General features: G+C 52.6%; 15 protein-coding genes. 13 read left to right on the plus strand and 2 right to left on the minus strand.

Annotated elements, in window-relative coordinates:
- Positions 1–41 precede the first annotated feature (41 nt).
- From rpoD to ACYZT2_RS26150, 3 genes are all read left to right on the plus strand, one after another.
- Positions 42–1,889 carry an RNA polymerase sigma factor RpoD gene (gene rpoD, locus ACYZT2_RS26140; protein ID WP_253552252.1) on the plus strand — a complete coding sequence of 616 codons (1,848 nt, stop codon included), beginning with the start codon at positions 42–44 and terminating at the stop codon, positions 1,887–1,889.
- Positions 1,890–2,013: 124 nt separating this feature from the next.
- Positions 2,014–5,760 carry a bifunctional diguanylate cyclase/phosphodiesterase gene (locus ACYZT2_RS26145; RefSeq protein ID WP_461968524.1) on the plus strand — a complete coding sequence of 1,249 codons (3,747 nt, stop codon included), beginning with the start codon at positions 2,014–2,016 and terminating at the stop codon, positions 5,758–5,760.
- 639 nt (positions 5,761–6,399) lie between these two features.
- A protein-coding gene (locus ACYZT2_RS26150; RefSeq protein ID WP_461966318.1) for an IS3 family transposase occupies positions 6,400–7,952 on the plus strand; the annotation gives its coding sequence in 2 pieces (ribosomal slippage) (positions 6,400–6,862 and positions 6,862–7,952; 1,554 coding nt in all).
- Here the strand turns inward: ACYZT2_RS26150 and ACYZT2_RS26155 are convergent.
- Positions 7,866–9,035, minus strand: a complete 1,170-nt coding sequence (locus ACYZT2_RS26155; RefSeq protein WP_461968526.1) for a restriction endonuclease, SacI family — start codon at positions 9,033–9,035, stop codon at positions 7,866–7,868. The genes ACYZT2_RS26150 and ACYZT2_RS26155 overlap by 87 nt on opposite strands.
- 25 nt (positions 9,036–9,060) lie before the next feature.
- Positions 9,061–9,288 (minus strand): helix-turn-helix domain-containing protein, encoded by a 228-nt coding sequence (locus ACYZT2_RS26160; protein WP_461968528.1) that lies wholly within the window; start codon positions 9,286–9,288, stop codon positions 9,061–9,063.
- Positions 9,289–9,383: 95 nt separating this feature from the next.
- Here ACYZT2_RS26160 and ACYZT2_RS26165 point away from each other — a divergent pair, with 95 nt between their 5' ends.
- From ACYZT2_RS26165 to ACYZT2_RS26210, 10 genes are all read left to right on the plus strand, one after another.
- Complete coding sequence (locus ACYZT2_RS26165) at positions 9,384–10,619, plus strand: DNA cytosine methyltransferase (RefSeq protein WP_461968530.1); 1,236 nt, start codon at positions 9,384–9,386, stop codon at positions 10,617–10,619.
- A gap of 237 nt (positions 10,620–10,856) precedes the next feature.
- Complete coding sequence (locus ACYZT2_RS26170) at positions 10,857–11,804, plus strand: hypothetical protein (RefSeq protein ID WP_461968532.1); 948 nt, start codon at positions 10,857–10,859, stop codon at positions 11,802–11,804.
- Positions 11,805–12,207: 403 nt separating this feature from the next.
- Positions 12,208–14,376 carry a hypothetical protein gene (locus ACYZT2_RS26175; RefSeq protein ID WP_461968534.1) on the plus strand — a complete coding sequence of 723 codons (2,169 nt, stop codon included), beginning with the start codon at positions 12,208–12,210 and terminating at the stop codon, positions 14,374–14,376.
- 149 nt (positions 14,377–14,525) lie between these two features.
- Positions 14,526–15,146 (plus strand): HEPN domain-containing protein, encoded by a 621-nt coding sequence (locus tag ACYZT2_RS26180; RefSeq protein ID WP_461968536.1) that lies wholly within the window; start codon positions 14,526–14,528, stop codon positions 15,144–15,146.
- Position 15,147: 1 nt separating this feature from the next.
- Complete coding sequence (locus tag ACYZT2_RS26185) at positions 15,148–16,242, plus strand: hypothetical protein (RefSeq protein ID WP_461968538.1); 1,095 nt, start codon at positions 15,148–15,150, stop codon at positions 16,240–16,242.
- Positions 16,243–16,594: 352 nt separating this feature from the next.
- Entirely contained in the window at positions 16,595–18,007 is a 1,413-nt protein-coding gene (locus ACYZT2_RS26190) for a tyrosine-type recombinase/integrase (RefSeq protein ID WP_461968540.1), read from the plus strand.
- Positions 18,004–21,243 (plus strand): hypothetical protein, encoded by a 3,240-nt coding sequence (locus ACYZT2_RS26195; RefSeq protein ID WP_461968542.1) that lies wholly within the window; start codon positions 18,004–18,006, stop codon positions 21,241–21,243. The genes ACYZT2_RS26190 and ACYZT2_RS26195 overlap by 4 nt, the downstream gene beginning before the upstream one ends.
- Positions 21,240–21,908: a hypothetical protein gene (locus tag ACYZT2_RS26200; RefSeq protein ID WP_461968544.1), complete on the plus strand. Its 669-nt coding sequence runs from the start codon at positions 21,240–21,242 to the stop codon at positions 21,906–21,908. The genes ACYZT2_RS26195 and ACYZT2_RS26200 overlap by 4 nt, the downstream gene beginning before the upstream one ends.
- Positions 21,895–22,368 carry a hypothetical protein gene (locus tag ACYZT2_RS26205; RefSeq protein ID WP_150295716.1) on the plus strand — a complete coding sequence of 158 codons (474 nt, stop codon included), beginning with the start codon at positions 21,895–21,897 and terminating at the stop codon, positions 22,366–22,368. Before ACYZT2_RS26200 ends, ACYZT2_RS26205 begins: the two co-directional genes overlap by 14 nt.
- Positions 22,365–24,530 carry an AAA family ATPase gene (locus ACYZT2_RS26210; RefSeq protein ID WP_461968547.1) on the plus strand — a complete coding sequence of 722 codons (2,166 nt, stop codon included), beginning with the start codon at positions 22,365–22,367 and terminating at the stop codon, positions 24,528–24,530. The genes ACYZT2_RS26205 and ACYZT2_RS26210 overlap by 4 nt, the downstream gene beginning before the upstream one ends.
- Positions 24,531–24,649 lie beyond the last annotated feature (119 nt).

Consider the following 24,649-nt stretch of genomic DNA (forward strand, 5'->3'; position numbering starts at 1 on the left):
CTTGTTTTTTGCCCGCCAAGACCTTCAGTGGATAGGGTGTTATGTCCGGAAAAGCGCAACAGCAGTCTCGTATCAAAGAGTTGATCACACTGGGTCGTGAGCAGGGCTACCTGACTTACGCGGAGGTCAACGACCACCTGCCGGAGGATATTTCAGATCCGGAACAGGTGGAAGACATCATCCGCATGATTAATGACATGGGGATCAACGTATTCGAGGTTGCGCCAGATAAGGATTCCCTTATGCTGGCCGACGCCGATACCGACGAAGCCGCGGCCGAAGAGGCAGCAGCAGCGTTGGCAGCGGTCGAGACCGACATTGGTCGCACCACCGACCCAGTGCGCATGTACATGCGTGAAATGGGTACGGTAGAGCTCCTCACACGTGAAGGCGAGATCGAAATCGCCAAACGTATTGAAGAGGGCATCCGCGAAGTGATGGGCGCAATCGCGCACTTCCCTGGCACGGTTGACCATATTCTCTCCGAGTACACTCGCGTCACCACCGAAGGTGGCCGCCTGTCCGACGTCCTGAGCGGTTATATCGACCCGGACGACGGCATTGCGCCGCCTGCAGCCGAAGTGCCACCGCCTGTCGACCCGAAAGCAGCTCCAGCTGCCGACGACACCGACGACGATGACGCCGAAGCGAGCGATGACGAAGAAGAAGCCGAAAGCGGTCCGGATCCGGTCATCGCCGCACAGCGCTTTGGCGCTGTCGCCGATCAGATGGAAATCACCCGCAAGGCCCTGAAAAAGCACGGTCGTGGCAACAAGCTGGCAATTGCCGAGCTGGTAGTCCTGGCTGAGCTGTTCATGCCGATCAAACTGGTGCCGAAGCAATTCGAAGGCTTGGTCGAGCGTGTTCGCAGTGCCCTGGATCGTCTGCGTCAGCAAGAGCGCGCGATCATGCAACTGTGCGTTCGTGATGCCCGTATGCCGCGTGCCGACTTCCTGCGCCAGTTCCCGGGCCACGAAGTCGACGAAAGCTGGACCGACGCACTGGCCAAAGGCAAAAGCAAATACGCTGAAGCCATTGGTCGCCTGCAACCGGACATCATTCGTTGCCAGCAGAAGCTGACCGCGCTGGAAACCGAAACCGGTTTGACGATCGCCGAGATCAAGGACATCAACCGTCGTATGTCGATCGGTGAGGCCAAGGCCCGCCGCGCGAAGAAAGAGATGGTTGAAGCGAACTTGCGTCTGGTGATCTCCATCGCCAAGAAGTACACCAACCGTGGCCTGCAATTCCTCGATCTGATCCAGGAAGGCAACATCGGTCTGATGAAAGCGGTAGACAAGTTCGAATACCGCCGCGGCTATAAATTCTCGACTTATGCCACCTGGTGGATCCGTCAGGCGATCACTCGCTCGATCGCCGACCAGGCCCGCACCATCCGTATTCCGGTGCACATGATCGAGACGATCAACAAGCTCAACCGTATTTCCCGGCAGATGTTGCAGGAAATGGGTCGCGAACCGACCCCGGAAGAGCTGGGCGAACGCATGGAAATGCCTGAGGACAAGATCCGCAAGGTATTGAAGATCGCTAAAGAGCCGATCTCCATGGAAACCCCGATCGGTGATGACGAAGATTCTCATCTGGGTGACTTCATCGAAGACTCGACCATGCAGTCGCCAATCGATGTCGCCACTGTTGAGAGCCTTAAAGAAGCGACTCGCGAAGTTCTGTCCGGCCTCACTGCCCGTGAAGCCAAGGTTCTGCGCATGCGCTTCGGTATCGACATGAATACCGACCACACCCTCGAGGAGGTTGGTAAGCAGTTTGACGTGACCCGTGAACGGATTCGTCAGATCGAAGCCAAGGCGCTGCGCAAGCTGCGCCACCCGACGAGAAGCGAGCATTTGCGTTCCTTCCTCGACGAGTGATCCACAGAACCCCCGGCCCAGGCCGGGGGTTTTGCTTTATGCAGATTAAATGCCCCGTACATCCCCCCCGCCGCATAGCCCGTCTACACTCGAAACATTCCCCCCCAGCCATAACGAGACCGTTATGCCCAGATGGCCGACCGTGCTTTTTTTGCTGTCGCTGATGACCTGGACCGCAACGGCTGGCGCGTTGACTCTTACCGACGAAGAACGTAGCTGGCTGACAGCTCACCCGGAATTGCGACTGGGCGTAGACGCGTCCTGGCCGCCATTTGAATTTCGCGACGAACATGGGCGCTATCAGGGCCTGGCAGCGGACTACATCAACGTCATCCGTCAACGGCTGGCCATCAAACTCACGCCCATCGAACCGGTCAGCTGGACCGAGGTCCTGAAGCAGGCCAAACAAGGCAAGCTGGACATATTGCCTGGCATTATGTCGACCCCCGAGCGCCAGACGTATCTATCGTTCACCCGCCCCTATCTTGATTTTCCGATTGTCATTCTGGCGCACGTCGGAGGCGCCCAACCGCGCAAACTCGAAGACCTGTACGGGCTGAAGATTGCCGTGGTGGAAAACTATGCCCCTCATGAACTATTGCGCACCCACCATCCCGACCTGAATCTGGTGGCAATGCCTAACGTCAGCTCGGCGCTGCAGGCGCTCGCCACCGACGCCGTGGACGCCGTAGTGGGCGATCTCGCCTCCAGTGTCTGGAGCCTGCGCCAGCTCAAACTCGACGGGCTCTACGTCAGCGGTGAAACACCCTATCGCTACCAATTGGCGATGGCCGTGCCCCCGAACAACAAGCTACTGGTCAGCATCCTGGACAAAGTCCTGGCAGACATGACCCCGAGTGAAATCAGTTCCATCCAGGAACACTGGGTCGGTAACGTCCTGGATCATCGAACCTTCTGGCTCGACGTGCTGAGTTACGGCCTGCCAGGATTACTGTTTCTGATGATCGTGCTGGCAGTGGTTATCCAGATCAACCGTCGACTCAGTTCGGAAATTGCCCGTCGAGTCGCTCTGGAACAGGAGCTGCGCAGCAGCGAATACCATTACCGCGGGCTCGTGGAGAGTCTTTCGGCCATCGCCTGGGAAGCCCGTATCAGCGATTACACCTACAGCTACGTGTCACCTCACGCTCAGGACCTCCTTGGTTATCCGCTGCCCCACTGGCTGATTCCGGGCTTCTGGCGCAACATCATCCACCCCGCGGATCTGTCCCGGGCCCAGACTTTCTGCGACCGTGAAGTGGCGGCCGGGCGCGATCACAGCGTCGATTACCGGGTCATCACCGCTGACGGCCGCTGCCTGTGGGTCCGCGATATCGTCAGCCTGATCGAGCACGCCCATGAACCGGTACTGCGCGGGCTGATGATCGACATCAGCGAAGCCAAGCGCACCGAAGAGGCGCTGCGCCTGTCGGAACAGAAGTTCGCTTCAGTGTTCCAGCAATGCCCGGATATTCTGGTGATCGCGCGGCTTTCCGACGGTTGCCTGCTGGAAGTCAATGAGGCGTTCGAAGAACAGATCGGCCTCAAGGCCGAAGACGTCATAGGCCAGACCGCCACCGACCTGAACATTTGGGGCGTTCCCGGCGTGGGTCCGGGTTTGTTGCAGCGCTTGCAAGCCGGCAGCATCCGCAACCTGGAGATGCCCTTTCGCCGCAGCAATGGCCAGGTGTTTACCGGCCTGATTTCCGCCGAACCTTTCGATCTCGATACCACCCCGGCCCTGGTGGTCGTCGTGCGGGACATCAGTCAGCTCAAGGAAACCCAGCAGCAACTGCAAACCTCGGAAGAGAAATTCGCCAAAGCCTTTCATGCTTCCCCCGACGGCTTGCTGCTATCCCGGCAGAGGGACGGCTTGCTGTTGGAGGTTAACGAAGGCTTCAGCCGTATTACCGGTTTCAACAGCGCGATGTCCGTGGATCGCTCGGCCCTGGACCTGGGGATCTGGGTCAATCTCAACGAGCGCAAACAGATGCTCGAACTGTTGCACCGGGACGGTTTCGTCCGCGACTTCAGTTGCCACATCCGCCGCAAAGACGGGCAGATCCGGCTCTGTGAGGTTTCAAGCCGGCCGCTGCCCATCGGCGATGAGAACTGCATGCTGACCATCGCCCGGGACATTACCGAGCGGCACCTGATGCAGGAGAAGCTGCAGCAGGCCGCTACGGTGTTCGAGAGCACCGCCGAGGGTGTATTGATCACCGACACCCAACAGCACATCAGCGCGGTCAATCGGGCGTTCACCGAAATTACCGGTTACAGCGAGAGCGAAGCCCTGGGCCACACCCCTCGCTTGCTCGCCTCGGGCCTGCACGACAGCGCATTTTATGCGGCGATGTGGCATCAGTTGACCGCCGACGGTCATTGGCAAGGCGAGATTTCCAACCGACGCAAGAATGGCGAGCTCTACCCGAGTTGGCTGACCATCAGCGCAGTGCGCAACCGGGACAAATTCATCACCCACTTTGTTGCGGTGTTCGCGGACATTTCCAGCCTCAAGCACGCGCAGGCCAAACTCGACTACCAGGCCCACCACGACCCGCTGACTGGCCTGCCAAACCGCACGCTGTTCGAAAGTCGGCTGCTGACCGCACTGAACAGCCAGCAGGAAAACGGTGGCCAGGGCGCCGTGCTGTTCCTCGACCTGGACCGCTTCAAACACATCAACGACAGCCTCGGCCACCCGGTCGGTGACCTGCTGCTCAAAGGCATCGCCGTGCGCCTCAAGGAGCAGCTGCGTGATATCGATACCGTGGCGCGGCTGGGTGGCGACGAATTCATCATCCTGCTCCCCGGCCTGCAACAGTCCAGCGATGCCGACAACATTGCCACCAAGCTGCTCAATTGCTTCGCCGCCCCGTTCCAGGCCGGCGAGCACGAGTTTTTCATCAGCGCCAGCATCGGCACCAGCCTGTATCCCCAGGACGGCTGCGACGTCGCCACGCTGGTCAAGAACGCCGATGCCGCGATGTATCGCTCCAAGGCCAAGGGCCGTAACCGGGTTGAAAGCTACACCCGCGACCTCACCGCCCAAGCCAGCGAGCGTGTGGCGCTGGAACATGAACTGCGGCGCGCCATCGAGCGCAACGAGCTGTTTTTGTACTACCAGCCCAAAATCAGTCTGGACGATCATCGAGTGGTGGGCGCCGAAGCGTTGATTCGCTGGCGTCACCCCACCTTCGGCGATGTGCCTCCCGAGCACTTCATTCCCTTGGCCGAAGAAAACGGCATGATCCTGCAAATCGGCGACTGGGTACTTGAGACCGCCTGCCGACAGATGTACGAGTGGAACCGGGTCTATGAGTGCCTGGGCCCACTCTCAGTCAACCTCGCAGGCGCGCAACTGCGCCAGCCGAACTTGCTTGGCCGGATCGAACAACTGCTCAAGGACAACCAACTCAAACCCGGCTTCCTGCAACTGGAGATCACTGAAAACTTCATCATGAGCCAAGCCGAAGAGGCGCTGGCGGTGCTGCATCAACTCAAACGCTTGGGCGTGCAACTGGCGATCGACGATTTCGGCACCGGCTATTCGTCCCTGAGCTACCTCAAACGCCTGCCGCTGGACATTCTCAAGATCGACCAATCCTTCGTCCGAGGCCTGCCGGACGACCCACACGATGCGGCCATTGTTCGCGCAATCATCGCCCTGGGCCGCAGCATGCAATTCACCGTCATCGCCGAGGGCGTCGAAACCCAGGCACAGCAGCAATTCCTGGCTGCGGAGGGCTGTGAACAGATCCAGGGGTACATCGTCAGCCTGCCACTTCCCCCCGACGAATTCGCCGTGACGTTTCTTCGTACAGCCGTATTGGATTTTTCGGATAGCACAGCCGAGAAACCATCGCTATAATCCGCGGCCTACTGAGGGCCTATAGCTCAGTTGGTTAGAGCAGGGGACTCATAATCCCTTGGTCGTAGGTTCTTATGTGGTATGCAACTCAGGGTGGTATTTAAACCCTCGATTTGATAGCTTTGAAGATGTTTTTGGGCCTCTAGCTCATGTTGGTTAGAGCAGCGGACTTAACAGATCAGTACCTAAACCTTCAGGGCATGGTGCTGAACAAATGGGTTGCCTCGGGATAAGTTAACTCTGTCCCTTGGTAGAATCGCTCAAATTCGGGGAAGCCTCTGCGCAAGCGTGGTAATCCCGAGCCAAGCCTCGAATTGAGGAAGGTGTAGAGACTGTACGGGCGGGCCGAAAGGTAAGAGACAGTCCAGACCACGAACCCGAAAGGGGCGGTGAAAATCGAAGTGGTAAGCATAATCCGTTGGTGCCCGGTTCGACTCCGGGGAGGCCCACCATTTAAAAAAAACCGCATCCATGATGCGGTTTTTTTATTCCCCGAAATTACTCTTCTTCAGCTATGGCATCGCAGGTAGCAGCGATCCATTGCTCCACGCCAGCCGGCGAGGCCCCCCGGTGTCAGGATAGTTGTCGCCTCTCCGGTTTTTCCTGAAAAAGCATATCGGGGGCGGAAAGAGACTGTTCGTGCCGTACTATTCATCTGAACGCAAAGCCGCATTACTCAAGATGCTGCTTCCCCCGCTGAACCTATCGATGGCCGAGGTTTCCCGCCGCGAAGGAGTCAGCGAAATGTCTTTGTCCAACTGGCGCAAGAAGGTCAGTTCTGAAGGAAGCACAGTGCCTGAAGACAAGTCACTCCCGCAGACCTGGTCTGCTGAAGCCCGGTTCGCTGTAGTCCTCGAAACCGCCGGTCTGTCGCAGCTCGAACTGGGTGAGTATTGCCGACGAAAAGGTCTGTACCCCGAACACGTCAGCGCTTGGCGTCAAGCCTGTATCACGGGGCAGCAGGGCGTTCAGAACCAACAAAAGGTTGACCGCGAACAGTCTCGAAAGGACAAGAAACGTATCCAGGAACTTGAGCGAGAACTACGCCGCAAAGACAAGGCGCTGGCTGAAACCGCCGCGTTGTTGGTGCTGCGAAAAAAGCTCAACGACTACTGGGGGATCGACAACGAGGACAGCTAACCTCTTTGCCGCAACGGCAGTTACTGGTGGCCTGGTTGATCGAAGCGATCATGGCCGGGGCCCGAAAAAACAGGGCGTGTCAGGAAATCGGGCTCTCGCTCAGGACCTTGCAGCGCTGGACCGAGACTGAAGATGTTCAAGCCGATGCCCGCACGACTACCGTGCGGCCTACGCCGCGTAATGCCTTGAGCGAGATCGAACGGCAAGCCATCGTGACGCTGTGCAATAGCCCGGCATACGCCCATCTGCCGCCGAGTCAGATCGTTCCGCGTCTGGCTGACGAGGCGCGTTATCTGGCGTCGGAGTCCACGTTTTATCGCGTCCTGCGTGCGGCAGGCCAGCAGCAGCACCGTGGCCGTAGCCAGCGGCCCAGACGGCACGCGGCTCCGACGACGCATGCCGCCAACGCGCCCAACCAGGTGTGGTCCTGGGACATCACGTATATGGCGTCGCCGATACGCGGCAAGTATTACTACCTGTATTTGATCGAAGACATTTATAGCCGCAAGGCGGTGGGGTGGGAGGTTTACGAAGAAGAAAGCGGCGAAAAGGCGGCGGCCCTGCTGCAGCACAGCGTGATCAGCGAGCAGTGTTTACGCGAGCCGCTGGTACTGCACTCGGACAACGGAGCGCCGATGAAATCGGTGACGCTGTTGAGCAAGATGTACGACCTGGGCATCACGCCGTCCCGCGGTCGCCCGCGTGTGAGCAATGATAATCCCTACTCGGAGTCGCTGTTTAGAACGCTGAAATATTGCCCGCAATGGCCAGTGAATGGTTTTGCCAGTTTGGACGCCGCACGGGCCTGGGTGAGGGATTTCATGCGTTGGTACAACAACGAGCACCGGCATAGCCGCATCCGCTTCGTCACACCGGCTGAGCGGCATCGAGGACTGGACCATCAGATCCTGGCGCAGCGCCATGAGCTGTACAAACGAGCCAAGGAGAAAACCCCGGAGCGCTGGTCAGGTCGGACGCGTAACTGGGAACCGATCGGCACGGTGATGCTGAACCCGGATCGGGAGCAGCAGGCCGAGAAAAGAGCGGCATAGTAGGACGGTTGACGCGACAAGTACCTTGAAAAACGCCGAGGCTTCAATAGCTATAAGCCTTTCAGTAATCTGCCGCACAGCCTGCACTGCCGCTTCGGGCTTGGGCAAACCCGACCAGAACAATGCTTGGCCTACGATACTTTCCCAACCATAAAAAAGGGTGAGGCCAATCCCAAGCCCATGCGCCCAGTCGTCCAAATAGATTGTGTCCAGCATGGGCTGCTGAGTTGAAAGCATGACAAGCGCCACCTCTCTCACTCCCATAGATACACATTTTTGCCCGAATACCTGAACATCACCCGATGAAACAGGTTTGTCTCGGACCTCAAATGCTTTCTCCCATATCTCAGGCTGGAGTTCACTCCGAACACATACATCGCCCGGAGAGTCACGACTCGGATCATTAATGCGACCACTCTCCACACGTGCAGGACCGACCGCAGCATCCATAAGTCCCGCAACCGCTGCCTGCGCCCGACGACCGCTTTCGGAATCGCCCTGAACGAAGGTGAAGATCACTGATGCTAACGTCTCAGGCCTAACACTGATGGCCCCTGATGAGGTGAAATATCTCGGCTGGTAGCCCCTACGCACTGATATAAATGCTCGCAAGGCTGTCCTAGCTTGCTCCTCGCTATTCATTTGCTGGAGTTCGTCCACCAAAACTAGCATGTATGCAAACGCTACAGCACTCATCGAATGAACGGGGGTCTGGTCACCCAGGTGAGTCATCCTAAAGTAAGGTTGATTGTTCAAAGGCTCTCGGCCGGTCACACCGATGTGGAAACCCAAATCTGCTGATAGCGGAACCAATACACCATGACACAATGACCGAGCAGAGTAAGCCCGGTCATTGCCCACGGCATGCCTTGGCTTTATGGCATACAGATCGACATTTCGATTAACTGACTTCGCGAGAATTTGTGTACCGATGAACGCGATATGGGTCTGCGCTTGTCCTAGGCAAAGCTGTGAAAGATGCTCTATTTTCTGGACCCATACTGCATCCGCCTCTGCCCCTTGATCCAGTGCAGTAGCTTCCGCACGCACTATTTCTTGCGCGCGCGGCTTATTAATATCCATTTAATTCCCTTTTTTAGATTGTGTTTTATTCGTTTTCAGCCTTAAACCCCAGCAAGTCCCCCGGACTGCACTCAAGAATTCGACATAGTTTCTCTATCGTGCTGAGTCGGGTGTTGTAGCCAGGCCTAGCAGCGAGCGACTGCAACGTCGCCACAGAAATTCCGGTGCGCTCAGCGATAGTTTCGTAGGTCAAACGCACTCCCGTGCGTTGCCTGTAGGAATCCATGGCCTCTCTCAATTTCACGTAGATCATATGTTCTTGTATTGACAGTACAGTTTATTTGCGGTAGGCTAAAAGAATGCGGTTACAACGCCTATGGAAACTCACTTTACTCAGTTAGAGCCTCAATGTTAAAGACGATTAGCCTTTTTTCCGGTATCGGCGGACTTGATTTTGGATTCGAAGCCGCGGGCTTCGAAACCCAAGTAGCACTGGAGCTTGATCGCCATGCCTGCGCGGCAATGCGCCTGAACCGTCCTTCATGGGCAGTGATTGAAGGTGATATCAACGATGTTCCTTCCTCGCTGATTCTCGAAAAAGCAGGATTGCTCCCTGGCGAAGCTGACGTTTTGATCGGTGGCCCACCGTGCCAGCCTTTCTCGAAGGCAGGCTACTGGGCTAAAGGGGACGCGCTTCGACTCGATGACCCCCGCGCTGATACCCTAACCGGCTACCTGAGAGTATTGCGAGATACACGCCCCCGCGCGTTTCTGCTAGAGAATGTTTATGGCCTCGCTTATCAGGGAAAAGATGAGGGCCTTCGGCATATATTGGATGGCATTGAGCTGATTAACAAAGAGACAGGTACGAACTATAAGGTTACCTGGACGGTTATCAATTGTGCAGGATTTGGAGTTCCTCAAACGAGAGAGCGTGTTTTTCTCGTCGGCTCTAGAGACGGAAAAACGTTCAAATTTCCATCACCCACACATGCGAAGCCAAGTGATATTGCCCAGGATCTCTTTTCCGAGTTAGAACCCTTCCGAACCGCTTGGGATGCTATTGGCGACCTACCTGAACCGTCGCCCGATGAAGCCGGACTAAAGGTGGGTGGCAAATGGGCTGACCTGCTTCCCAGCATCCCAGAAGGAGAAAACTATCTCTGGCACACGAGCCGCAGTGGCGGACTACCTTTATTTGGATGGCGGACACGCTATTGGAGCTTTTTACTTAAACTTTCAAAGAAGCTACCGTCCTGGACTATCCAAGCGCAACCAGGCTCGTCCATCGGCCCCTTCCATTGGAATAACCGACGCCTTAGCTTTCGTGAATTGTGCAGGCTTCAAACCTTTCCGGACGATTTACGCCTTGAGTGTGGCCGTACGGAGGTGCAGAGGATGCTTGGGAATGCCGTCCCTTCCCTAGTCGCCGAGGTTCTCGCCAGGGAGATCAGAAAGCAGTTTTTCGATATGCCTATCCTAAGTCCGTTGAAACTGCTTCCACCAAAGCGAGAATACGTGCCACCAGCTGAAAAAAATGAGCCGGTTGCGTCTAAGTATCTAGAGCTGATTGGCGATCATGCAGACCACCCTGGGACTGGGAAAGGACGCTTAGCTGTAAAGCAAAGCATCGCCAGCAATTAAGGATCAGCCTATGCACCTTACTCGGTCATAGGCATTCACTTGAAACAGTCATCTGTACCGCATGCGTGGGATCAATTTCCTATCACACACTGCGGTATAGATAGCATTGCAAGCTCAACTTTTCCGCTTATAGAATCATTAATGGCTAACGCTTGCGCCCCCCGGCGTGATGCTTCCCCATGCCGATAAAGGCTATCCACACACTCGGAAAAGAGGCAAGATTGTGCGGTTTATAACTTGGTTGATTACTCATCTAAAATGACGCTAGCCTCTCATACAAAAACCGACGGCGCCGCTGCTGCACGATATGCAGCCGGCCTACTGGGAATTGCTACCTGCGCTGAAACAACAGCTACTACGATGGCTGAGGACGCAGGGAAAGTTGACGTAAAGCTTTCGTTCCGACATATCGCACTAACCAATAAGCTGATAACTGCACACGCACAAGTGAAAGCAGGCCCGTCTTATCGTAGAACCTCAGATGCAGATTCAATTACGTTAGCAATCGATAGAAAAACGCTTGAAGCACTGTCAGGGACAGGAATGCCCGGACTGGTAATCTGGGTGCCACCACCGCCAATGGATCGGCTCTATTGGTATGTAACCGACCCGCGCACCCCGCTCAAGACGCCTACCAAAATACCAAAAACACAGTACCTACGACCCTCGCTTCGTTACGACCTGACTCGACTGTACGACTACGCGTCATGGTCATATCGCACCACTTCACAAACGATTGGCCCGCTTTCCACAGATGTGCTGCCGAAAGCACGAAGCGCATACAAAGCGCTGAAATCAAAGCAGTGGAGTAACCCTTTGGTGGGCCACCTTCAAGTCACCCGCTTGGCTTGGCGACACATCACTAGACGCTCAAAGTCAGAGGCAAGACGTACATTGTCGCTTAGGGCTGTTCCCCACTTGAAAGCATTCCTCGGAAAACCGCCAGATCGTTACACATGTAACTTCGTCGGTTTAGAAGTCAACGGCTCGGTGACGAAAGAATCAAGGTATCTGATGTGCTGGTATCGGCAGGCACTTACGATTGACGGAGAGAGCCATTCGCTCCTAGTTCGTATTCGAGAAGAAATCACCTATCCAACGGAGTGGACAAAGCGCCCGCTTAGTGCAGCAGACATCACTCAAGTAGCCACGTTGGCGGCTTGGTGGTGCAAAAAAGACAAGTGACGCACCCGCCTCGGATTTCCGTACTGACGCATTGCCGAAACAACGAGTCGCTTAAACTCCGCGTCATCTAACCGGGATAGTTGAGACGGGTACGCCGGCCCGAATCGTACAGAATCCCAAGCACCAGTTTCAAGTTCATTTCCATCGGCACCTTGCCGGATAGAAACGAGCGAAATAGTACATCAATAAATCCGATGGCTATTTTACTTTTTTTGACCTTTATCCTTGGCAATTCGATTGGATCTACAAGAGATTGCGAGCGCTCATGGCACTAGGTCCACTCGTAAAATAATGTAGCGCATTGCCCAGTCAGAGCTATCCTTTCGCTCACCAGAAAGGACTGCCCCGCAACAATAATTCGTTATCTACGCATGCCCCAATTTCCATGGAGGATGGTTGAGCAATGAATAAACTGAACCTTGCGCTGGAAAACTGCTACGGAATCCGTAAGCTCGATGCGGTTCTGGACTTCAGTAACTCCTCGACCGTCGCCATTTATGCGCCAAACGGCGCCATGAAAAGCTCGCTAGCTAACACGTTCCAAGACATCGCCGACGGCAACAAATCAAAAGATCGCATTTTTCCTGATCGAGCCACTCAACGAGCAATAACCAACGAATTGGGGGAGGATCTGCCATCAAACTGCATCCTGGTTCTTCGTCCTTATGAAGAGGTCTCCAACCAGAAGGAAGAGACGGCGACTCTTCTGGTGAACTTTGATTTGCGTAAAGAGTTTGAAGCGCTCCATGCCGAAATAAATATCGCGAAATCTGCGTTTATTAAAGCACTTAAAACCCAGTCAAAAACCAAGCGGGATATCGAGCGCGAAATCTCCTCAACTTTTACTGCCGGTGCCGACCAGTTCAACGTTGCTCTGATTCGGATCAAGGATGAAATCGCAGAGCAACCAGACGCCCCGCTTGCAGCCATCCCCTACGAGACGGTCATGGACGAGAAAGTCCAAGCATTTTTGGCCGACGGTGATTCCAAGACAGCAATTGACGACTACGTAAAAAAATACAATGAACTGCTTGCAGCTTCGAAATACTTTAAGAAGGGCACGTTCACCTATTACAACGCTGCCATCGTCGCGCGCCAATTGAAGGAGAACGGATTTTTCCAAGCCAAACACACCGTCAGTCTCAATGGCGACAGCCGGGTCGAAATTACTTCTGAGGATCAGCTTGAACAGCTGATACGAGAGGAGAAGGAGAAAATCTCAACCGACGCAGAGCTTCGTTCAAAGTTTGACACGCTTGAAAAGCAGATTCAGAAAAACGTGACCTTACGCGACTTTGAGGCCTATTTGCAGGAGCACGAGGAACTGCTGCCCGAACTGGTTGACCTGCCGGCGTTCAAGGAAAAACTCTGGAAGTCATACATCAAAGCGAATTATGAGCTGTACGTTAATTTACTGGAGAAGGTTCAGGCTGCTGCAATTCGCACTAAGGAAATCCAAGAGCAAGCCGCCCGCGAAGGGACGCAATGGCAAGCCGTCATCGACATCTTTAATGATCGTTTTGTCGTGCCTTTCCGGCTGGAGGCGATCAACAAAGTTGAAGTGATGCTCGGCCAGGAAGCAGTACTGCGCCTAGGCTTCGTCTTCCAAGATGGGGAAGAGGAGGTTCAGGTCGGTCGTGAGGCCTTGCTGCAAACACTCAGTACCGGCGAGAAGAAAGCGTTCTATGTGCTCAACATGCTATTCGACATTGAAGTACGGCGTCAGTCTGGCAAAGAAACTTTGGTGGTTGTTGATGACATTGCGGATTCGTTCGACTACAAAAATAAGTATGCAATTATCCAATACCTAACCGACCTCGCCGAAGATCGCACCTTCAAACAACTGATCCTGACTCATAACTTTGACTTCTATCGCACCATCGAAAGCCGTAACCTAGTGCGGCGAAGCAATTGCTTCATGGTGTCTAAAACCAGCGCCGGGGTGAAGCTGGAAGAGGCAATCGGCATCAAAAATATCTTCATGAACTCTTGGAAACCCAACTTCTACGGGGATCGTCGCAAGAAGATCGGTTGCATTCCTTTCATGCGAAACTTAATCGAGTACACCAAAGGCGATGGCGACGCTGATTACGATCTGTTGACCGCCCTTTTGCACTGGAAGGCAAGGTCAAACCAGATCACTGTTGCAGATCTGGACGGCATCTATGACCGACTCTTTGGCGCCACGGGAAGGTCCCCAAACGGAGCAGAAACAGTTCTTGAAATCATAGACTTTGAGGCTAAGGCCTGCTTGCAGGCGCCGGATGGTATCAATTTCGAAAACAAGGTTGTACTTGCTATTGCCACGCGACTGTTGGCTGAGAAGTTCATGGGCGCCCAGATCAATGATGACGATTGGCTCGCCAGTATCAACTCGAATCAAACACCCGCCCTGCTGCGGCGATACAAGGAAACATTTTCAGATCAAGTCGAAGCGATTCAGATACTGCAACGTGTCACGCTGATGACGCCGGAAAACATCCACCTGAACTCGTTCATGTACGAGCCGATTCTGGACATGTCGGACCAGCATTTGAGGCGCCTATACCAAGATGTATCAGCGTTGAACTGATACCACTTGGGTACACGACCAAACATCATTGAGGCTATCACCGAGAAAACCGCTTTCGAGGGGTACACCCATCGCTTGATGGTTCCAAACTGCTAGCATGAAGCCCCGGCCTATTGGGGCTTTTTTTCGTCTGTCACTAGGGACTGAACGTGGAAGAAGATTTCCCAGAGTATGAGGATTACCAGCACCACCAACGGCCCACGCTGGTGGACGACAAGAGCCATCAAAATCATTGGCGGAATCGTGCTAACGACCTTCATGCCTCTGCGGGTGCCATTTGGCTTTCCATGTCAAACGGGCGTGGCCATGACGCAGCTAGGGAGCTTGGTTTAGGTGAAGGGTTCGACATGCACCTTGCCTGTTACCACGTTTACCACATGCTCTGCGGGCTCTCGCTGGAAGTAGCAATGAAGTCAGTGCTTGTAAGCCTAGGTCTTAACCCACCAGAGCATCACGACTTGAACCTATTGGCTCATTTGCTTGGAGTGAAGAGAAACCCTGCTCAGAGGAAGATCCTGAATTTCTATCAGCACAGCGTTGTATGGGCTGGACGCTATCCCGTGCCTGTGAACGCGACTGACGAAAAGCTCATCGACTACTACGAGATGGCCAACACTGTTCTGTACAAAGGCAAGACGGCGATTAAGGGCACGACCATCAACATCAAAACCTACTCACCGAGTGGGGCAACGTCATGGGAGCGGTATGACGCTCTCTACAAGAGCTACACCGCCCTCTTCGATCATCGCTACCCAGTTAAAGCCAAATAAAATGAGCGAGTGGGAAGAATTCTGTGAGTCCGGTGGCTTCTCCACGGGGGAAGAAGACTATGAAAAAATCATCGACAGTCTTGAGAAAACTCCACGTCAAAAATCTTTGAGCCAACCGCCTCCCTGTGATCTTAACCAGGAGGAAGTGAGCGCTTTGATGAAGCTTGATGCCCATGGCATCCCCAAGCATTCCGAAATCTCTCTCATGGTTTGGACGGGCCAAACGGCTGAAATCGGTCAGTGGTCATTGGATGGCTTGATCGCGGGTAAAGATGAAGGGCTAATTGTTCGCTTTCGAGAAAAGGACGGTGATTATTTCGCGCCTTTGCACATGCTCATCGAGGCACTGCGCTCAACGCGCTTACCTCTGCGATTGGATGACCAACTTGTGATCTGGGATTCCAAAAACGAGTGCTTGGATAGCTGGCGGGGTATTTTTAAAGAGTCTTTTTTGGTCCAACGTACCGATAGGGTTCCCTCGGGGCAGGACGATCTGAACATGCTGCACCTTCTGGATCGTGCAAAGGCCGCTGACCATTCTTTAAAACCACTACTGATCGCAGCCACTAACCTTGAACGAGCGCTGGCCGGTGGAGTTGTTGAGTTCATTGATGGTAGCTCGCTGTCATCAGAAACCCTGTCTGATGCATTCCTCGTTTACGTCACCAGCAAGGGCGTACCAGTCAGCAAGCCGCTTCGGTCTATAGATAACTTCGTGATGGAGCTGCACACTAGAAATGGTACTTACAAGCTCTCAGATGGCAAGGTTCGCACAGTGAACGGCCCTGCTCGATTCACTGCCGGTGCAATCCTTCTAGACAAGGTAACTAAGTACCCAACGTACTACCTGCGGGCCGACCATGGGACGATCTACCAGCCTGTGTACAGAAAGGTTTCCGAGGACGAGATCCAGGATCACGATCCAAGCAGCATTTTCGCCACTGATGGTGCCCATCCGCTTGAGCTGAATGGAACGCACAGCGCTGATCGATACGTTACGACACTGCCCTATGCAGAGCGTTACAAAGACAGTTTATTTAAAGAAATGATGGAGCAAGATGTTTTTCATATCGACCGAAAAACATGTCAGCCATAGCTAGGACTGAAAATATTTCTGTAAACTGCCCCGTTAAACAGGTGATGCCCGTAAGGAGAGGAGCCTGAATGTAAAGGCTAAATGAGAGCGGGAAAAAGGTGCGGCTAATGTGCGGCAACACGCATATTTGATATTCACGGCCGCCTGTTGAAATTCCTAAGGTTGTTTCCGCCAGTGTGCCTGTACTCCCCATTTCGGTTCGACTCCGGGGACGCCCACCAATTCCAGAGCCAGACCGACAGGTCTGGCTTTTTCATATTGTGTCTAAAAAGTCGTCACGTGCAAATTTCTTGTTGACACTGCAAACCCCACACCCAATGCTTGATGGGTGTGGTACTTGGAAGCGGTGCGTATGAAAAATTTTATCCTCGTTCAAGCCCCGGTGACAGTCGAGGCCTCGCACCTCCTTCTCCACCTTGACCCGGCGACCCCAGATGAGCAGCGCGAGTTTGAGCCATTCACCCATTACTCCCGGTGGCTAGCTCAGCGCGGCTATGCCTTCAATACCGATCTTCTCTACTCTGAACACGTAGGTCGATTCATCGACTATGTGTATGAGGTTTCCATCTCCCAGTTCGACTCGGATGTAGAACTCTCAATTTCGTCGATCATCTACAGCTACCAGTCCTTCCTGCTTTTTGGCAAAGGCTCATCAAACCCGATAGCCGCAAGAATGGCGGAACAGCTTGGAAAGGAAAAGACCACCAGCCAGTCATCACTTGCTCAAACGATAGAATCTTCTATCCGGTGGTTTCTTCAAGTCTGTGAAACCCGTAACAGCATCTCGCCCGACCCGCTTTTCAGCCGGTTGTACGTCAACCGCCCTGAATACAGACAGAATCATGAGATATCTGCAATAAAAGCAAACTCTTGGTTAGCCGGTACGATAAGAGATGCTCTCGTTGCCGCTCTCCCGAAGAGGAAGCGGGAAACCCTCTTTCCGCGTGCGAGCCGCCGGGACAGAAAAAACGATAAAGAGGCCTATAAAACGGTCGCCTTTCCTATCGAAACATCTGTGTCTCTCGTTCGCCAAGAAAGACCTAAGAGATCCAAGGTTTTTCACCGTGACATGGCCATTTATGCGCTGCTGGCTGCATCCGGGGGCCGCACGAGCGAAGCACTTCAAGTGAGGCTCATCGATGTTGACGCTGACAATTTAGCCGTATATTTGAGAGATCCCTTTTCAAGAAAAAATCCAGGCATAACTGAAGAGGAGCACCGCCTGCTCGCGTGGAAAGGTCGCGACACAGAAATTACGTTCCTAATAGAACCTTTCGGTAAGATATTTTTTGAGCATCTGGAGCAGTATTTGGCCCTGGAATATAACTCTAGTTGCGGGCATGACTTCCTATTCCAAGATATCGATGGAAGGCCATACTTCACCAGTGACAGAAGCAGCCGAGATAAAACGTTCAAGAGCTATGCTAGCAGAGCAGGTCTGGCCGACTGCAAGGGGATCAGCCTGCACTCCCTAAGGCACATGTACGGAACCTATACGCTGAATTACATGCCTGTTCCTGGCCAGGAAACACCAGGCCTCCCGCTAACATACGTCAAAATTCTGATGGGGCACTCCAACATCACTTCTACAATGAAGTACGCAAAGCACGACACCGATTTGATTGATGCATACTTCCAGCACGCCAACCAATACATAACCCTGCGCGGCGAGCAGTCGATGAACACCATACGACAAGAGTTTTACATCCGCCAGCTGGAGGTTTTGCAACAAGAAGCCATGAGAATCGAAGGTACGATCGTATGATCAACCTTACCCGTGATGTGTTGATTATCAAATCAGGACTGGAGCTTTCTGAGTCGATAAAGCTTGCCATTTCTCACTCCAAGGAGTGTGTGAAAAAAGAGCTATACAACGGAGCTTATATTTCACCAAGCAAGGTAACAAGCTCGTCAAGGAACGAGTTTTATCAGGCTTCTATCTTCCGCCTATTCGACAACCACCTTGATCCCTCTCTCTCGCCTCTCTACGATGAGAACTGGGTACAAAGCATTTATTTATGCGCTCAGAAGACTCCAACAGCTGAGTTAGCAAAACGCGTTCTTCCTCCAAACGCACATGATTGGCTTAATAAGTCCTCTTTAGAGCGACTTCAGCAAGATTCTTTACTTATCCTACATTTTCTTTGGCATGTGGGTGCGGCTCTTCTGCCTGTGACACTGAAAAAGCCAACCGTTAAAGATGCTGTCACTGGCGGAAACTTCAAAGAATTCGCAGCATCAACATATCCAGAAGTCTTAGCGCTGGTGAGCCTCCCTTTTGCAACACATGTCGAATATACGGACATACCCGATATTCGCACAGTGATGCAGGCATCCGCTCTAGACAATTTCGGATGGTATGCGTGGAGGCTGATACGAGCAACCAACTGGTACAAAATAGAAGATATTGATCCGGTGGATGTTGCAGCATGTGCCGATGCCCTGCTCTCAGCCAGAAAGGGTGAAAGCGACTGGGTAAGACACCCAATCGCTCCCAAGGCATTCTTTTCTTATATCCAGAAGCTTTACCCGAACCGATGCCAACGCGAAGATTCGGAGCACGGGATAAAAAATGATGTCCAAGCATCGACCAGTGCTATTAACAGAGGGGATTTCCACATCCCCGAAGAACACTCTGATTGTGTTTTGGTATGGTTGAAATACCAAGACAAGTTTATTGAAAGCCTAAAAGCTCGCGGAATAAAAACCTATGAATCTTACAGGCGACCACTTGCCGTCCTGAACACCTTCTTGTTCAGCACTCTACTGGCTGCTGGTATTCTCCCGCCCTTGCCAAACCAGTTCAATCGTAAACATGTAGAGGGCGATGGATTCGATGGCCTATTGAAGCAACTTCGATCCGGGAGATCGTCCAATACAGTGCAGCAACTCCTGTACCAGATCGACGCGTACTTTGATTATATGGCTGCTCATTCAAGTTCCGACGAAGGCTTATTGGGTTTCGTCAACCCAATCGTTGACATCGATTATCCGATAGTAAAAAGAAAATCCGGCACGAATAAAGCAGCATTCGAATCCGAGCATTTTCCTTACTTAATTCAATACTGCTATGCCATCGAGTCGTTTTCCACATACCTGTCGGAGAAGGTGCATTTTGAGCAAATCAGCTTGTACGCAGAAGAATACAGGGCTGATATAGAATCGAAAAACTGGAATGATGCGCAGAAGGTAATCCAGACAACGAAGTTCGGTTACGTTCCGTTAGTATTCTACAAAAACCCATTATTCGACCCTTCATCTCCAAAAAGCAGTTCGAACCAGCCGATGAAGTATGAACCACTGCATCTGATTTCTAGATCAGTGGTTCCAATCATTGACCGCGCTCTGGAAAACAATGGCTCCTGGATATTCTATCCACAGCTTAACTACATTCGCCACAATATCGTTGCATTGGAGACTGGAGTCCGAAGCATCCATATCCGATGGCTTGACAGAAGAACCTACGATCAGAACATCGACCGCTCTCGAAAGCTTCCGCCAATTTGCAAGCTCCACATCAATACAGACAAGGTGAATGGAGCTTGGGACGCATCGGTTTCTAAAGACGTAATTCAATTGCTGGATCGGCAGTATGCCATGTTGGAATGGTTTAGTGATTCGCCAATGTCAGAGGAAGTGTGGTATGACGACCATGAGGACAGCGTATTTGGAAAGATCGTAACCATCTTCCCCAAATGGATGACACCCGGAACCCTTCAGCCCAATTCTTATATGAAGTATTTCAAAAGGCTAATTTATTCATTTGACTTGTTCTGCCGATATCAATTGAAAGTTGAAGCATCGAATCAGATGCCTGAGGCCTTGGCTGAGATGGAATCAATTGAAGACCCGGTGGACTTTTTAGCGGCGGTTAAGCTAGAAGCTGAGGCTAGCAAGCTAATTGAGCACACCCCGCACTCTTGTCGTGTCTCCGTAGTATCAGAGTACATCCGAATTCTTCCTCCGCACATCATCGGCAGCCACCTTACAGGACACGCCACTGATGCCCATGTGATGTATTACGCCAAGGTTGATCCAGCGTATTTGAGAACGGTAGCCCAGCATCAAAAAATGAGCGTTGAGCAGGGCTGGTTGCTGGATCGACCAACAATGTCCTCCATCAAGGCCGAAGACGTTACATCCAAGTTGCAACAAGCATTCCGCCAAGACAAAGACAAGTCGCTGGTTGATTTCGGTGCAATTTCCTTCGACCGCGAAACCAATGATGACGTGCTGTCAGGAATCAAAGCTGCAAAACAGCGACCCATTGATTCACTTGCTTTTATGCCAACGCACATTTGTCCCTTTGGTAACCAGTGTCCGCCGGATGTCATGAAAGACTTGGGCGCCGTACCAGGGTCAAGGACGCCCTGCGGCGGTTGCTACTATTCGATCAAAACCGTCGACCACCTGCCCAGAATTCATGGGCTGATTCGGGTGCTTACGGATGAGTGCAGCGAGCTAGAAAGCCACATAGCCGAGGCTAGAAAAAATGGGGCATCGCCCCAAAGCCTGTTGCAGAAAGCCAACCACCGCAAATTCTTGGCCTCAGAGGTCATTTCATGGAGCGTCACCGCTCACTGCCTTGAGCAAATGCATAGTGAGATCAAGACACGGTCTAGTTTTCTGCTGGAAAGACCTGAGATCATTTCTGAGCGCCTTGAGAAACTCGAATTCGGTAATCACAGCTTATCCAATTTGATTGCTCGCACTGCGGAAGCCAAGTCACAGGCGGAGTATTTCACCCCCCAGCTGAAGCAACAGATCATGGTTGCGCGTAACAAGCTCCTGGCTTTCACTGGAGACTTCAATCGCATGCTACAGGAGGCCCCGACTGGATTCACATTGATCGATGAGTTCAGGGGGCTGATTCGATCTACGTGTGAAGTCCTTAACCTTTCCCTGCATGACCTGAGCAGTGCGATGGACAAGCCCCTAGCGCTTGACCGCCCCAACGTGATTCTGAAGCTGGTTTCCAACCCTGGGAGTATTCCAGCATGAGCAAGGGAGCTAAACCAGGGCAGAACCGTTTTGCAGGCGCCCAACAGCGCCGTCGCGATTACAGGGTCACTCGAATTAAAGATGAGGTCATTCCAAAGCTGAAAGCTTTCGTGGGGAAAACGTCATTCGACGGAATCACGCCGTTCTCCAGATTTTGTGCCGAACTCTACAATGATGGCCTTCCCGTAAATGAAAAGAAGATTGGCTACAGAACCCTTGTCCAGAGCACTGAATACTGGTCGCTGATCGGGCCGCTTTTCTACAGGCACTGGGATTCGTCTGGCAGCATGGAATCCAAGAAAGAAAAGCTTGTAGGGAAGCTGGCATCACAACGCGCAGACGGACTTCAAGCAGAGACAGAAAGGCTGAAGAAGGAGGTAGAGGCTCTTAGGGCAGCCCTTCGTAATCATGGCGCTTCGCCTACGACCCTGCCGGACTCAAAACATACTGATCAAGATTTCATGACGAAATTTGACAAAACCTGCCGCGCCCTCAAATTGGTACTTGATGCGAGCGATAGTATGTTTGCTGTTGATTTAGACGCCATCAAGATTAGCTGTGCATACAATGACCTTGAGCCGATTGAGGGACTTGTCCCAAAAGAGCTAGCTGCACCCTTTGTCCAATGGATGAAAGCAAAAGGGAAAAATCATGGCGATCAGTGAAGAAAAACGGTCGCCATTCGAACGTTACAGGGACTATGTTTTAGAGCTGGAGCAAGCTGGCAAAAAATTTCCGGTCAACCAGTTCGGAGATGTCAACTTCAGCAAAATTGCTGACGAGTGCGGAAATCGTCGGCAGTGGTTTTCCGAAAGCGCAAAGAAGGTCTTTTGCCCCAATGGAGATACCCTGGAGCAGGTCATCGCCAAAGATATTCGTCGCATTGGCAGCGAATTTGTTTTGGCTAAAGATCCCGAGGCAGTTCTGGTTGATATCGCCGATTCAAAAAGCCGAGAAGCTAACCGACTACGCTCGATGCTGGAACAGAAGTCCAAGGAAAACGAGATACTACGAGAACAGGTCGAACGCCTATCCGCTGAGGTGCGCCTGCTTCGTGCTAGTGCCGCCGAAATCACTACCCAGCAGGAACTGATGATCGATTCAGGGCGGTCATTTATTTTATGAGTAGCCTGTCCAATGTAATTCAAGTCAGTTCAGTGAAGCCAGGTGGCTTTGGCGGTGCCATTTTTTCTGGCCGAATCCTTGGCGAAAACAAAATCTACACCTGTAAAGCTAGCTATAAAATCATCACTCGCGTGCCACAACCCGGCGAGTGCTGGCAATTCAAGGGTTCAATCGTAGGCCACGATCAATTCAGGGACTTTGTTCTAGTCGAAAGCTGCCACATTGTGAGCCTGCCTATTGCTGCGTATGTGGAGCGTTTGCTCATAAAACACCCAGCATTTAGGGGGCTTTCATTCGGCAAGGCAAAAGTTTCGAAACTTATCAGAGAGTTTGGAGCAGAGAACCTTGCTCAGACTCTAACTGCCGGAAAGGTCAGTCACTTAGCAGACGTGATCAATCCAGAACTTGCTCAAAAACTCGTAGATGCTTGGACGACATTGCAGAACGAGATTTCAACTATTGAATTTCTCATGGAGCACCATTTCGACCCAGCCCTCGCTAAAAGCATCCTCAGAGTCTGCCAAACGGACACAGTGGAGCGCCTGAAGCGCAACCCGTACAGCTTGATTGCGTTTCAAGGCATTCACCCTAACATGTGGAAAATTGTGGAGGCCGCTGCATCCAAGTTAGGTATCGCTCCCAATGATCCTCGCAGGTTGGCCGGCATCGTTGAAAATCTGTTGTACCTCCGTTTGGATCAAGGACATACAGCCTGCCCGGTTGGCGAACTCAGAAATGAGCTGAGTCAGAAACTGTCGTCTTCTGCGCTGGCTGATCTCGCTATCACTTGTGCCCTTGATCGTCGTGCCGTGTGTGTGAAAAAGCTGCACGGCGTAACGTTGCTACAGCCACTGGGGGCCGCCCTCGTTGAGAGTCAACTTGAGCAGTGCGTAGGAAATCTACTTACCGCTCAGAGTTCGCTACTCCATGGCTCGCCACAGGAACTAGAGCACGCGATTGAGAACTACTGCCTACGCAGCGAAATTTCCTCTGGACATTCCTTCACCCCAGAGCAAAAAGGTGCGGTGCTCATGGCCCTCACTAACCGGTTCAGCACGCTCACCGGATTCGGGGGCACGGGAAAAACAACAGTACTGAAGGCTATCGTCGATGTTGCTTCCGGCTATCGTCCCGTACATATCCTGGCGCTGAGCGGTAAGGCTAAAGAGCGGGCTAAGGAAGCAATTGGTCGAGACACTTTTACCATTCACAACTTCTTGATAAAGATCGGCAGCAAGGACTCGGGCATCACCAATGGAGGCGATCCGCTTGTGATAGTCGATGAGGCCAGCATGGTTGATATTGCACTCATGCTGAAGCTTCTGAATGCTTTCGCCAAGAAAGAACTCTCCCTCCTGCTTGTAGGGGATACCGGTCAGCTATCCCCTGTGGGCTATGGAGTCTTCTTTCACGTCCTGGCGAAATCGACGGCGATGCCATCGACGCATCTGACTAAAATTCACAGGACTATCGGCGATAGTGACCTTCAGAAAACCGCCATGCAGGTTCGATCAGGGCAGCTAAACACCCTCCCAGCCTGGAGAGGCGAGCGAGACGGAGTGTTTTTGATCCACTGCACCAACACTAAGGATTTGCTCGCCCATCTGGCGTCAATCAAACAAATCATCCCAGACGCCCAAATCCTTACGCCCCACATGTCTGACCGGATGCCTGATTCCGGCCACAAAATAAACAACTACCTACAAAGCGCTTTTCAGCAAACTGATGAGGCGCAAGGTATATGGATGGGCAAGTATTGGCTGCGGATTAACGACCCTGTAATCGTCACTCAGAACAGCTATGAGCACAATCTGTTCAACGGCAATACCGGCGTCATGTCTGGTCTTATCTCAATTGATGACCAGATTTCCGGCATATTCATTTTCAATGGGGTCGAAATAACCCTCTCCAGGATGGACTTGTTCGTGCTCGGGATGAAGCTTGCCTACGCAATATCGATCCATAAATCGCAGGGAAGCGAGTACCAGACATCCATCATTTGCTCTCTGAGCCAAAGTGAATTTGTGGAGCGGAGCATGCTGTATACCGGCATCTCACGATCAAAACGACTTGCGCTGATACTAAGCACCCAAGAGATTTTGCAGCAGGGCGTAGCTCGGCCGAACCGCAGTGACACCCTATGTGTTGGCTTCTCGATTTGAGTTCGCTGTTCATTTCTCACCCCCCGATTTCGCTTTGTCAAAAAAATCACGGAGTGTCTGCCTGTGCGAAGCACAGGTAGAAACCGTTATTTTTATTGACAACACCTCATCCAGCGAAG

The sequence above is a fragment of the Pseudomonas sp. MDT1-85 genome (assembly GCF_054898065.1).